This window comes from Arthrobacter livingstonensis, from assembly GCF_003219815.1.
In the GTDB taxonomy this organism is placed as follows: Bacteria; Actinomycetota; Actinomycetes; order Actinomycetales; family Micrococcaceae; genus Specibacter; species Specibacter livingstonensis.
Genome location: NZ_QJVD01000054.1, coordinates 1 through 12,602, shown reverse-complemented (window position 1 = coordinate 12,602; position 12,602 = coordinate 1). Strand labels below are relative to the sequence as shown.

The following is a 12,602-nucleotide window of genomic DNA, read 5'->3' as shown; positions in this document are numbered from 1 at the left end:
GTCACCACCAAAACCCGCCGAACTGTCACCGATGTGTTGAGGCAGAACTGTCACCGATGTCCTGCGACATAACAAACTCCTGTTAATCCAGTAGGTGTCTAATCCGCTGTATTGCCAGGAGTTCTCGCATGTCATCATCCCATCTCGCCTTGTTCATTGACGAATTCGCCACGGCCGGGCAGGTGGAGATTGACCCGGGCAAGGTGCTTGCTGCATTGTGTGAATTGCCGGATCCACGGAAGAAGCGAGGGGTTCGGCACCGCTTCTCACACTTGTTGGTGATCATGATCTGTTCGATGGTGGCCGGGGCGACTACGTTGGTGGAGATGGCCGAATGGGCTGCCGACACGGCCCGAGGCCAGCTCGCTGACTTGGGTATCGGCGCCCCGCACGCAACAACATTGGCCAGGATTCTGCAGCGTTTGGATGCAGACGTCCTGGACCGATTGGCCGGGTCGTGGGCACAAGGTATGACTCCGGTGACGGCCATCGCGATTGATGGGAAGGAAGTCCGTGGGGCCAAGAACGGCGGCGGCACCAGAGTTCATCTGCTCGCCGGCATTGACCACACCACCGGGGCCGTATTGGTTCAGGCGAACGTGTCCGAGAAACACAATGAAATCACGTACTTCAAGCCCCTGCTGGAAGGCATCAAGGACCTGAAAGACGTGATTGTCTCTGCCGATGCGCTGCATACCCAGCGTGAGCATGCCCAGTACCTGCACTCCAGGGAAGCCCAATATGTACTGACGGTGAAGGGGAACCAGCCCAAGCTTCACGAGCAATTGTGCGCCCTTCCGTGGAAGCGGGTACGTGCCGGGAACAAGACCCGTGAAACTGCCAATGGCCGCGACATCGAGCGGACCGTCAAGTGCGTCAGCGTCGATGACGAAATCAAATTTCCGCACGCATCCCAGGCCGCCCAAATCACCCGCAAATCCAGGCCACTCGGAACCCGAAAGTGGTCAACCGAGACCGTCTACATCGTCACCTCACTGACGCCGGCACAAGGGAAACCAGAACTCATCGGATCCCTGATCCGAGGCCACTGGGGAATAGAGAACGGCCTCCACTGGCGCCGGGACGTAACCTGGCGAGAGGACGGAAGCCAGATCCGATGTGGAAACGCGCCACGGGCCATGGCCTCCCTGAGGAACATCGCCATCACAATTCTGCGTCTGGAAGGCGAAACCAACATCGCCAAAGCCACTCGCGGAGCACGCAACTACCCGCACCGCGCACTCAAACTCGCCGGCCTAAATATCAGCTAAACGACTTTGCAGACACCCTGACCCAGGCACCGAGCTGCTCCTGCGCTACACCGTCAAAAACAACAAACCAGCAAACAAAAACTAAATCGCTAAGTCAGGAGCCCTGGGCATGTCAGCGATTGCCGTAATTTTCGGTTGAATTAGATGGGTAAAAGATGAGTGGCACTGCTGAGGCCTTTGACGTTATAGGGGCTTGACCGCGAAATCTGTGAATGCAGGTTCATCAGTGATCCTCCTCTGGGCAGTGCAGGTTACCGTCCGTGATTACCAGTTTACGCCTGAGAATAAGGTGGGGTCCTGGCGACCCATGCCCCAGCCGGGCGGCAGTCGTCCAATTCGTGGGTTGGATAGTACCTGTCCAGCGAAGAAGCCAGGTGGCCGACTTCGGCCGCGGATGTTGGTCAGTTACTCTCCGAGCCGCTTGACGACTTGTGGTGCCACAGTGTTGGTGGCCAATATTCTCAGAACGTCTTGCGCATGTTGCCGGTATTGCTCCTCTAGCAATAGCCACGCCGTGCTGGCGGAGTCCTTGAGAGCATTGTGCAATGCGGTGATCCGTGAACGATCACTGCCACGCAACAAGGCAAGCATGTCGTAGGGATCGCTTATGCGGGCACTGAGCACCGCCGCATCTTCAAGATGTCGACCACGATCCCTGGAATCCTCAAGGTAGGCAGCGCCTTTGAGGACGAGCGCCCATAACTGGTTTGGAATGCTCAGCAGCGTCTCTTCCCCGGTCGGCGACACAATCAGTGCGTCTACCGTCCGTTTGAGCGCCTGGGTGCCGCCTGGGATCCGGAACGGCAGGCGACCGCCAAAGATGGTGACCATCTTCGGTGCCGGGTGGTCCGCGATCATGACTTCGATCTGATCGTCCCCGCGGCGAAAGCGGTGCGCCACTGCGTTGGCGTCCAAGGACAGCTCGAGGTGGTATCCCAGACGAATTAGCCTGTGGGTCACTTTGGCGCTTGTGGTTGCACCAGTTTCTATGTGGAGCACAATGTCGACATCCGAGGTGGGCCGTGTAATGGCCAGTCCGGCTGCCGTTGCGTGGAGTTGGACCATCAGGCCACCGACCAAGGTCCACTGCGTGGAGGGGATGGCGGCTGCCAACTCCATGCACTGTGGCCAAGGCGTCGACCACCCGCCAGCCGGTGCCGGGATTGTCCACGTTTCACGCTCTGTCAAAGTTCTGCCCTTTCCAGTTCTCGAATGTCTTGGTCAATACTTGTTCGCCGGCATTCCTTTCACGGGTTGCCAAGGAATTCATCAGGTCGACGGCGACTGCCACGGTAGGGGTCTTTCCGGCTTTGAAGGGGACAGTCAGTTTTACAATGTGCAGAACAACATTGCCGCCGGGGTCCGGAACCATCGAATAGGCGTCGATGAGGCGGCTGGCTTCACCTGCCTCAATATAGCCCTCGACCGTCCCTCCGCCGCCAGCCAACTTGAAGTGCCTGGCTACTTGTGGGTCGTTCAGAGCTGCGGCGCCTGTGCCCAGGAGGTGGGGTTTGATGCGTTCCACACCACTGGTGGCTATTCGGTAGCGTTCGGTACGGTCCTTTGTGGAAACGGCTGCCGTAAGTTCTGTGGCACTCATAGTGGAGAGCCGCCTTTTGAGACGGTATTTTTCAGCGGCATCAAGCCAATCGGCCGTGCCACCGGAGATGAGTGAAAGCGCAGCCCAGGAAGTCTTCTCGGCCCAGCTGCGCCCTGTCCGCGGACGACGGTTCTTGTATCTGAGCACGGATGATCGGTCCACCAAGTGGCTTCGCCCGGCCTTGCCGGCAGATAGCAAGGCACCTGTGCCAAGAAGCTTGCGGACCATTGCCCGTGTGATTCCGAGTTCCCTGCCCGCCTCTTCGGTGGTCATCCAGTCGCTGGTCATACATAAGGGTACCCCGAGAGCAACTGATAAGACTATGCATAATGGTTGCGATTGAAAAACCGTTGGGAAGTTTGCGAGTGGCCGCACACATTGGATTTGGTCTGCCGAATCCCTGCAAGCACGGGAATCGGGTGATGGCTTTGCATACCAAACCCCGGACTTCTGGGCCGCATTCGTCAGCGGAAACCCGACTCACCAAATCTCATCGTCAGGCAACGTAACTACCCAAGGTCATCCACTGCGACGCCTAACAGCTCTCCAGCGCTCGGGGGAAAGGATCAGATTGAGCGTGCCAAGTTTAATGGCCGGAATAACAGTCGACCTTCAAACTATCTCCGAACAGTAGAAACGCGACCCCGGTCCACCCCGTTCTCTACAGACGGGGACAGTGACCGACCCGGCCGCGGGAGCATGGCGGCGGTGAAGCCCAGGTGGCGCGGTCAACCTATATGCGGATGAGACTTATAGTGGAGGATGCGACTGACCCGAAGCCGTGACCGGCCACCCCTTGAGCAATGGTCGTCCGTCGTCCTGATTTCCCTTCTGTCAGCAGGGCTCTGGTTCGGTTGGTTCGGCTGGGATGCCGAGTACCAGTACGACGCGGCCACTGGCGAAATGACTGGACCGTACGAGACATGGCAGGGAGTGGCAGCGTTCCTGTGCGGCGTCGTCGTGGTAGGGCTCGCCTACAGGCTCTTGCATTTTGTAGTTGCCCTGCTGGTAATTCCTGCTTCCTTCACGCTTGCATGGATGAGCACTGCCTCCGCCATGGATTCGAGCGGCCTGTGGGTCATCGGGGCGATACTTGTCGCGCTCGGTACTACTTTCGGTACAGCCGTCATGCTTGGCACCGCCGCAGCAGTCGAAGCCATAGGCAACAGGCAAAGAACCTCCGTTATCCCGAGTGAGTGATACTTGGCGTGTTCAGTAGCTCTGGGTAAATCGCGGAAACGTAAACAGTACCCAGGCGGATGGCCCTGCAGAACTGGTCGATGAGGGCCAGGAAAAATTCCGGCCCGGCCGGCCCTACGCCTTCGCTCTGCAGTTTGGCAGTGCCGACGTCCTGAATACCATGTGGATCTACCGTGAGAACTTCCGCCCGTCGTAGTTCCTCTCGGCGCCCTAGAGTCTGGTCAGCGTTGGGGTGATTGGTGATGATAATCCCGCCGACGCTCGGCGCCAATCGGCTTTCACCGCCATGGCGATCCTGAGAATGTTCCAGCGCAAGCCCTTCGCACTGCTTACTCCCGAGGAAGTTGAAGCCTTCCAAGGCACCGCCCAGGAGCGAGCGGTCATTGAGGAATACACCGATCAGATACTTCATGGAACTGCCGCCCAGGTCGCCGAAGGCTTGGAGGAGCTCCACCAGCAGTCCAGTCGTCGTTGTCGTTCGATTGCTTCTGGCTCGTCGAAGGGCTTTCCGGGCGGGGGGATTGGCTCGGTTTCGTTTGGGCTGCGCGTAGTCCGTTGAGGATCACGACCACCTCGGCCGCCTCGTGGATGAGCACCACGGCTGCCAGGCCCAGGACACCGGTGATGGCCAGCGGCGGCAACACGGCGATGATTAGCAGCGAGAGCACGATGTTCTGGTTCATGATCCGCCGGCCACGCCTTGCGTGGGATATGGCTTGTGGGATCAGGCGGAGGTCGTGTCCGGTGAAGGCGATGTCGGCCGATTCGATCGCTGCATCCGACCCGGTGGCTCCCATCGCGATCCCGACCCCCGCGGCAGACAGCGCCGGGGCGTCGTTGATACCGTCTCCGATCATTGCCGTGGGCCCGGCCGTATTGAGTTCGTTGATGGCTGCGGCCTTGCCCTCGGGACGAAGCTCCGCGCGGATGTCCTGGATGCCAGCTTGGCCCGCAAGCGCGTGTGCTGTGCGCTGGTTGTCTCCGGTGAGCATGGTGATCCCGATGCCCTGGGCTGCGAGGGTGCGAACCACTTCGGGTACCTCGGGCCGCAGCTCGTCGCGCACGCCGATGGCTCCGACGACTATGCCGTCACGTTGAACTATGACAACCGTCATGCCCTGTGTTTCAAGGTGGTTAACCTGATCGCTTAGTTCGCCTGCGTCGAACCAGCGCGGGCTGCCGACTGCCACGTCGCTGCCGTGGACGGTGCCGCGGATACCATGCCCGGCTTCCTCGGTGATGTTGTGGGCGGCGGCTGTTTCCGGTGCCGCTTGGGTGATGGCGGTAGCCAGCGGGTGGGTGCTGTGCTGTTCCAGGGCTGCCGCCCAGGCAAGAATTTGCTGCTTGCTGGTTTCCTTGCCTGCGAGCACCGCGGTGACGGTGGGTTGGTTGCGTGTCAGGGTGCCGGTCTTGTCGACGGCGACGTGGCGGATGGTCCCGAAGCATTCGAAGGCGGCACCGCTTTTGATGATGACGCCGAACTTGCTGGCCGAGCCGATTGCCGAGACGACGGTGATCGGCACCGCGATGGCCAGGGCGCAGGGGGAAGCTGCGACCAAGACAATCAGGGCCCGGATGATCCACGTTTCCGGACTACCCAGAAGGGAACCGAGCAGTGCGACCAGTGCGGCGAGGATCAGCACGCCGGGCACCAACGGCCTGGCGATGCGGTCGGCCAGGCGTGCGCGTTCGCCCTTTTCGGTTTGTGCCTGTTCGACCAGCTTGACGATCGTTGTCAGCGAGTTGTCGGTGCCCGCCGCGGTGGCCTGGACTTCCAGGACCCCGGCGGTGTTGATCGCCCCAGCGGACACCTCATCTCCCGCTTGGACCTCGGCGGGCATGGATTCTCCGGTGATCGCCGAGGTGTCCAGGGAGCTGCGGCCCCTGCGGACGATGCCGTCGGTGGCTATCCGTTCCCCGGGCTTGATGAGCAGCTGCTGGCCCACGGCCAGGTCCGCGGCCTGGACGGAGGTGGCTTTGCCATTGATGAGTACAGTGGCGGTCTTTGGAACAAGCTTCAGCAGGGCCCGCAGGCCGTTGCGGGCGCGGTCCATCGCCTTGTCTTCCAGAGCCTCGGCGATCGAGTAGAGGAACGCCAACGCGGCGGCCTCCTCGACGTAGCCGAGGATGACGGCTCCGGTTGCGCTCATGGTCATCAGCAGGGCGATGCCGAGCTTGCGTTTGGCCAGGGCGCGGATGGCTCCGGGGACGAATGTCGAGCCACCGAGCAGCAATCCGATCCAGAAAAGCATGAGCGCTGGTAACTCGAGCCCGGACCATTGGCTGGCCAATCCGGCAACCAATACCACGCCGGAGGCCACCGGGAGCAAGATCCCGCGATCGCGCCAACAGGGCACGTTGGCCTCGGACTCGGTTTGCTGTTCTTTCGGCTCATCGTGCGCGCAGCATGCAGCGCTCATGCTTCGTCCCCGCTGTCGCAGCAGCCGGGCACGGGGCAACCTTGGTCCATGCATTCGGCGTTTTCGTCGACCGCGAGGGTCACCTCGATGAGCACCGTGAGGGCGCGTGCCAGGTGCGGGTCCGACACCTCGTAGCGCGTCTTGCGGCCCTCCGGTTCCGCGACGACGATGCCGCAGTCCCGCAGGCACGCCAGGTGGTTGGAGACGTTGGAGCGGCTCAGGCCGAGGTCTCGGGAAAGATCGGCCGGGTAGCCCGGTCGGTCGAGCAGGGACATGAGGATTCGTGAACGGGTCGGATCGGCCATCGCACGGCCGAGTCGGTTCATCACGTCGAGTTGAGTCGTAATGGTCAGCATATGATGACTATACACCGATTGCTGACCTATTGGAGATTTATTGGCACCCCGTCAATCCGGCCTCCGACTTGCGGCGATCGGAGGCCGAACACTTGTCCGTGCCAACCGTCAAGTGTCAAGTAGTTCTAAATCCAGGGAATCTAGCAGCCAGTGCGCCCATGTACGGCAAAAGGGGGATTCCACCCCGCTGAAATGGGGGAGTGAAATCGGAAGAAAATTTTGGCGAATTGGGGGAGTAAAAGGGGAGTTGGCCCAAAATGGCTCTGAACCGCGACGTATAACCGCAGGTCAGAGGCCCTTTTGTGCCCCGGGCCGGACTCGAACCGGCGGCCAAGAGAATCTAGTCATCTGGATTTTGCCTGTTGTCGTCGACTGCCAAAATCCGCGTTTTCCGCGGTACTTCATAGTTTTCGAAGGTCGTGGCATGTCGTGCTTTGCCATAGTTCTTGGTTGAAAAGGGGGAGTAAAAGGGGAGTGCATGCTTTTCGCCCCCAACGTACTTTTGGCTTGGGCGTCCAATCCCGTAAAAACAGGCTTGTCAGCGATTTACCTCGAAGCAGCGTATGCTGCCAACCGTTCTCACTATTTTACCCCTCAGCCGTGGGTCGAGGTGGTACCCGTCTTTTCCGAGATGGGGTACCATCCGGAGGTGGCTGGCGGCTGATACTCGGCCATGATTGCGGCGCTTTCAGTTCAGCTCATTGGGGGAGATTCTTCGCAGTTTGGAACGATCGGTTCGGTTGTCCCGCAGGGGAACCTTCTGTGTGGACAGATTCAGCACTTCATGGTCGGGCCAAGCGACTTTGGGTCAGTCGTACTTAACATCAATCTGGAGTGTTGCGCTTCTTTGCAAGTGTTCCAAGTGTGACGCCGACGAGACATGCAGCTGCCAAAGCAAATGTGAGCATCGCTTTCCATGTGAGTCCCTGCTCATTGAGCGTGATAAGCCCAATGATGACCCGGGATACGACACCAATTCCTAGAAAGATGAGAGTAACTCGGGCGAGCTCGAAGATCTTCATGGGGGATTCCTTAGTGCTCAACGGATGAGAAATTGTTAGACCTTGGCCCCGTGTGGACACCAACTCTGATTGGCTGACTTCGAAGTCCCGCTGTTCGAACCTCTACTGCTACGGCCCGCCCAGAAGATTACACATGTAGACGCCGCCGTTCGTCCGGACTGCGATGAAGACCCTGGCGTCGGACTTGCGAGGTTGGGCATAGATGTCGCCCCCGCCGGCCGTGCGGCCTTGGAAAATCAAACCGTTCAAGGTGTCGGCCCGGCCAACGGGACCACAGTTGTAGTCACGACCAGCAAACTGCACCTTGGACGGGACTTCCCTTGGCCACAAGGCCCAGTCGGATGTTTGCTCGTGAACGGTCCACAGCCGGACGCCAATGAAGGTTGCGGCCACAGCCATGGCAGCGACGAAAAACGTCAATAGGATTCGAGAGTTCCGGCTCATGGGGCAACAATCCCGGATCGTGGACGAAGGGTCAAGGGTTTTCGGTCACGTGACCAATGAGTAATTTCGCTCACCGGTGTGTGGGATGCACATCAAAGGGCTTTCCATCCTTAACCGAGAACTTCTGCACCACAAGCGGAACTTCATACGGGACGGTCCCGGAGTCGTTCGGGTGTCGCGTGTGTGGCTATGGCTTGGGCGTCGGTGAAGTCGTCGGGGTCGGGGCTTTGTCCTAAGCGTTTCCAGTGACGGCCGAGAACGAAGAGCTCATCTCAGGCGCGAGAACCGTTGCTTCGTCGCGAGGCAGCGGCCAACGTGCCAGGACAAATCACGTCAAGCCGTTACTCGCGTGGGCCGGTATCGCAGGTCGACGACTCCCGACCGGAACTCATGGCGATCCACGAGCTCGAGCTGGATGCGCTCGCGCAGACCGGCGAGCAACGTCGGCCCATGTCCGGCAAAGACCGGCTGCACGAGGAACTCGTACTCGTCGATCAATCTCAGATCCGCCAACGCCAAGGGGAGCGTCACGCCACCAACCCAGAGACCCTCGCCTGACTCCTGCTTGAGTCGCTGAACTGCTTGCCCCAAGTCGCCTCGCACCAGCTCGGCATTCCAATCGGCCCCGGTCAGCATGCTCGACACGACGTACTTCTTCGCCTGGTCGATGGTCTCGGCGAACGGGATCTGCCACCCATCCATCCAGTCAGGCCACGTGCCCGTGGCCGGCTTCCGCCACGCCGACTCCATCATTTCGTAGGTCACCCGGCCGAACAGCAGGGCATCGGCTCGCTCCATCTCAGCTGTCCAGTAGCGCATCGACTCCTCGTCCGGGGGGAGCCCCGCCTCGTGATGGCAGCAGCCGTCGAGCGTGACGTTGATCGAGTATCGAAGTGGTCTCATCTCGTTGCTCTCCCTTGATGCGCGCAGTGCAGTTTCACCGAACTGACAGTAAGCCAGGCCACGGCTTCGCTTGAATCGCTCATGGTCCGAGGATAAGCAACCTCGCCGTTTAACGGAAGTGTCAGCGCACGAATCCGGTCTGGATACGCCCGCCGAGTGTGGCGCGCTCGGACTCGTTCTCAAGTCCGGGTGAACTGTCGCAGATGTGGAATCGCTTGTGCGACGGACCGCGGTGGTGGGTCATCAGGCGCGTCGGTCAGTCGGCGGTGAAGTGAGCGACGTACCGGCGTTGCCATGGTGTCTCGACCGCGCGTGGGTTGTAGTGCTCGCGAACGAACGTCACTGCCTTGTCGGCGGGTACGCCGTCTAGCACGGCGATACACGCCAGCGCGGTGCCCGTGCGGCCACAACTGCCGGCGCAGGCGATCTCGACTCGCTCTTCCTCGGAACGAAGCCAGGCTTCATGTAGGGCGTCCCGTGCGTCGTCGTGGTCCTTAGGGAGCCAAAAGTCGGGCCACAGCACCCACCGTGCTTCCCATTTGGACGGGGCTGGTCTCTTGCCCAGAAGATAGACCGCGAAGTCGGGCGTAGCTCCACTTGGGAATGGCTCATGATGGCCACGGCCGCGCAGTAGTCTGCCCGAAGGCAACCGCAGCACACGTGACTCGTCAGCATCCCAAAGACTCCGCATGATCCAAATGTATCTGCCGACAAAGGATGAGGCAGTGCCGATCATATGGACAGGCCCGCAGGGGAACCTTCCATGGGACACGATCCGATGCAACGGATATGTCAGGCTTCCCGTCATCCAAGGAGTGTGTCTCCCTCGGATCACCCCAGCCAATTCCACCGTTTTCCTGGCGGCCCGGATCAAGATGACTGTGAGGGTCGCTGCGGCGAGGAGGGCGGCGGAGCTGCTGATGGAAGTGACTTGCAGGGCGCGCGTCAGGGCCAGGTGGCTGGCCGTCAACAGGGCAGCGCCCATGCTGTCGGGAAGGCTCTGGGCTGCGGTGCTCACACCGCTCAGCGTGGCGTTGGCGGCGTGAGCAACGACGAGGAGGCTTTCAAACGACGCAATGTCGTCGATCGCAATTTCAATACCCTCGAGCAATGGCGGACCTAGGCTACCCGCTATGACAAGCTGGCCCTGACCTACCGGTCAGCGGACGTCCGGCAATCAGTCGTGCTCTGGAGCGCGGTATTAGGTGACAGTGGCAGAGCTCACCCAAGATACGACTGTGCTTGTTCCAGTCGAACCATTCGGCGAAGGCCACCTCGAGGTGGTCGGTGTGGCGCTAGGGCACCTTCCTCCTCAGACTGACGTATTCTTCCCTTCGAGGTGGTGGGGTGCGACACTGGAATCACAATGTGCTCGTAGCAGCTGCGGAGGACGTGACAATGGGCATGGTGGTGACCGCGGCGATCTGGTTGTTGTTCGTCATGGTTACGTTGTGGCCGCCGTTTCGGCGCGGTCCGTTTGGCGCCGTCGTCTTCGTGCTGACCATGACGGTGAATGAAATCCCTGTGGTCTTGCTGGCGGTCTTCGGAGTCACGATCGCTGTCACCGACCGTCCAGTCGGTGTGCCAGCGACGGTGGCCGCCGTTATTCTGGCGGGTGTGACCAGCATTGGTCTGATCTGGCTGCAGGTGCGAGCACACACTGCTCGAGCCATGCTGGAGGCCGTGCTGGTCAAGGAGTTGGGCACGAACTGGCGCACCGTCCAGCGCTCTGACCAAGCACCCGGACAGCTCCCGGCTGTGCCCTGGCTGCGGGGCATCTTTTTGCCGTTCCAGCGCCGTACCCGAGGGGTCGGACGGGTACGGAACCTGACCTACGGCCCGGATCGTGCTCATCGCGTTGACCTCTACCGCGGACCATCGACGGACAACCTTCGTCCGGTACTGGTCCACCTGCACGGCGGCGGGTTCGTCCAGGGCGGCAAGAGCCGCGAAGGCGTTACCTTGCTCAACCAGCTGGCTGCACACGGCTGGCTCTGTCTCAGCGCCAGCTACCGACTGGGCGCAGCCGGAGAACACCCCAACCCCCTGGTTGACACCAAGAGAGTGATCGCTTGGATCCGGGCAAACGCTCGAGAGTACGGCGCCGACCCTTCCCAGATCTTCGTCGTTGGATCCTCCGCGGGCGGCCACCTCGCGGTCTCCGCCGCGCTCACCGCCGGTCACACCGAACTCCAGCCCGGGTTCGAAGCCGACGACACCAGCGTTGCAGGCGTCGTCGTCCTGTATGGCTACCTCGGTGCACGAACGGCGACCCGATCTAGCTCCCCGGCACTACTCGCCCGACCCGATGCACCGCCGATGCTGATCATCCATGGCGCCAACGACACCATGGTGCCCCCAAACAGCACACGCGCGGTCGCCGCCACCCTGCGTAGCCCGTCCCATTGCCCCGTCGTGTTCATCGAACTACCGCACTCCCAACACAGCTTCGACTTCTTCGCCTCTGTTCGTGCCCGATCGGTCGCGGACGCGGCCGAGGCATTCCTCAACTGGGCCCGAACCCGTGATGGTGACCGAGCTCCAGACCAGGTGTCATGAACTCGGGTCGTTTTGAACCCACCTGTGCCGCTAAACCCTACCGTCGTCCCGTTTAGGAACGTCTTGCGGGACCCATCGCGGTGTCTGGCAGGGGACCATTCATCGCGCTATGGTGACGCGCAAATTGCCAGGCTGTTGTTTGTCACCAGCTGGCGGGGTGCACGAACTCGGCCGCTGGGAGGCCAAGCCATTGCGTGAGGCGCATGGTGAGGTCCATGTCAGCAAGCCGCGCGGAGCGCAGGTTGGTCAATCGGCTTGGCGTGCAACCGAAATGCGTGGCCAATGCCACCCAGGTGAGGTCATGCTGGCGCCGCTGAGCATCCACGGCGCCGTGAAGCTGAGGCAGGTCCCACCGCAGTCGAACATCGGAGCTCACCGACAGTAGCCGGACCTCACCGACCTCCCGCCGCCCTCCGGTCAGGAACTCCTCCGGTGCGCGGCCGAGCCATTGCAGCAGCATCACGGCGTATTGGCAGGACATTGATCCGCGCGTCACCGTACGGACCAGAGCGCCGGAACACACCGCATGATCACTCAACTCGGCCCGCAAGCGACTCGACTGTTGGGTCAGCGCCTCGGCCAGTGCGGGCCACCCCAGGCCCAACTCAACACGTCGGGCATCGAGGGCAGCGACCAGCGCGGCCCCGTCGAACACGGGCACGGCAACCATGCGCGCAAGAGTACCACGAGTCGCCGACCTCATACCTCCGCGGGGTCGTTTGTCAAGAACGCTGTGTCCCGATAGTCGAACGGCTAATACGAAAGTAAGGTGGGTCAGGCTGCCTCCCGGGTGATTAGGGTGACGTTGTAGCCGAGTGCTTGGAGGC

Annotated in this window: 13 protein-coding genes and 1 pseudogene; 3 read left to right on the top strand and 11 right to left on the bottom strand. The window is 60.9% G+C overall.

Annotated features, from left to right (window positions below; translation table 11 throughout):
• Positions 1-128: 128 nt before the first annotated feature.
• A complete protein-coding gene (locus CVV68_RS22135) occupies positions 129-1,271 on the top strand; it encodes an ISAs1 family transposase (RefSeq protein WP_110503148.1) in 1,143 nt (380 codons plus the stop codon).
• A gap of 405 nt (positions 1,272-1,676) precedes the next feature.
• Here the strand turns inward: CVV68_RS22135 and CVV68_RS22130 are convergent, their stop codons facing one another.
• Positions 1,677-2,390, bottom strand: a complete 714-nt coding sequence (locus CVV68_RS22130; protein WP_245933735.1) for a hypothetical protein — start codon at positions 2,388-2,390, stop codon at positions 1,677-1,679.
• Between the two features lie 55 nt (positions 2,391-2,445).
• Entirely contained in the window at positions 2,446-3,159 is a 714-nt protein-coding gene (locus CVV68_RS22125) for a helix-turn-helix domain-containing protein (RefSeq protein WP_110503146.1), read from the bottom strand.
• Between the two features lie 474 nt (positions 3,160-3,633).
• On the opposite strand from CVV68_RS22125, the gene CVV68_RS22120 reads away from it, so the two are divergent.
• Positions 3,634-4,071, top strand: a complete 438-nt coding sequence (locus CVV68_RS22120; protein WP_211320967.1) for a hypothetical protein — start codon at positions 3,634-3,636, stop codon at positions 4,069-4,071.
• Here the strand turns inward: CVV68_RS22120 and CVV68_RS23690 are convergent.
• From CVV68_RS23690 to CVV68_RS24485, 8 genes and pseudogenes are all read right to left on the bottom strand, one after another.
• Positions 4,055-4,483 carry a hypothetical protein gene (locus CVV68_RS23690; protein ID WP_170133314.1) on the bottom strand — a complete coding sequence of 143 codons (429 nt, stop codon included), beginning with the start codon at positions 4,481-4,483 and terminating at the stop codon, positions 4,055-4,057. The two genes, CVV68_RS22120 and CVV68_RS23690, sit on opposite strands and share 17 nt — an antisense overlap.
• On the bottom strand, positions 4,452-6,491 hold the full coding sequence (locus tag CVV68_RS22110; protein WP_110503145.1) for a heavy metal translocating P-type ATPase: 2,040 nt from the start codon (positions 6,489-6,491) through the stop codon (positions 4,452-4,454). Before CVV68_RS22110 ends, CVV68_RS23690 begins: the two co-directional genes overlap by 32 nt.
• The gene (gene cmtR, locus CVV68_RS22105; protein WP_110503144.1) at positions 6,488-6,847 is read right to left on the bottom strand and encodes a Cd(II)/Pb(II)-sensing metalloregulatory transcriptional regulator CmtR; all 360 of its coding nucleotides are present in this window, start codon (positions 6,845-6,847) and stop codon (positions 6,488-6,490) included. Before cmtR ends, CVV68_RS22110 begins: the two co-directional genes overlap by 4 nt.
• An 824-nt stretch (positions 6,848-7,671) precedes the next feature.
• The gene (locus CVV68_RS22100) at positions 7,672-7,869 is read right to left on the bottom strand and encodes a hypothetical protein (protein ID WP_110503143.1); all 198 of its coding nucleotides are present in this window, start codon (positions 7,867-7,869) and stop codon (positions 7,672-7,674) included.
• Between the two features lie 108 nt (positions 7,870-7,977).
• Positions 7,978-8,313 carry a hypothetical protein gene (locus tag CVV68_RS22095; protein ID WP_146238998.1) on the bottom strand — a complete coding sequence of 112 codons (336 nt, stop codon included), beginning with the start codon at positions 8,311-8,313 and terminating at the stop codon, positions 7,978-7,980.
• Positions 8,314-8,498: 185 nt separating this feature from the next.
• A pseudogene (locus CVV68_RS24830) lies at positions 8,499-8,579 on the bottom strand (AAA family ATPase); the annotation flags it as partial.
• A 67-nt stretch (positions 8,580-8,646) separates the two neighbouring features.
• Positions 8,647-9,216, bottom strand: coding sequence for a dihydrofolate reductase family protein (locus tag CVV68_RS22085; protein ID WP_110503141.1), 570 nt, complete (start codon positions 9,214-9,216; stop codon positions 8,647-8,649).
• Positions 9,217-9,472: 256 nt separating this feature from the next.
• Positions 9,473-10,327 (bottom strand): protein-tyrosine phosphatase family protein, encoded by an 855-nt coding sequence (locus CVV68_RS24485; protein ID WP_245933734.1) that lies wholly within the window; start codon positions 10,325-10,327, stop codon positions 9,473-9,475.
• A 236-nt stretch (positions 10,328-10,563) separates the two neighbouring features.
• Between CVV68_RS24485 and CVV68_RS22075 the strand changes: the two genes are divergently transcribed.
• The gene (locus tag CVV68_RS22075; RefSeq protein ID WP_170133313.1) at positions 10,564-11,775 is read left to right on the top strand and encodes an alpha/beta hydrolase; all 1,212 of its coding nucleotides are present in this window, start codon (positions 10,564-10,566) and stop codon (positions 11,773-11,775) included.
• A gap of 142 nt (positions 11,776-11,917) precedes the next feature.
• On the opposite strand, the gene CVV68_RS22070 is transcribed toward CVV68_RS22075, so the two are convergent.
• The gene (locus CVV68_RS22070; protein WP_110503139.1) at positions 11,918-12,445 is read right to left on the bottom strand and encodes a hypothetical protein; all 528 of its coding nucleotides are present in this window, start codon (positions 12,443-12,445) and stop codon (positions 11,918-11,920) included.
• Positions 12,446-12,602: the final 157 nt, after the last annotated feature.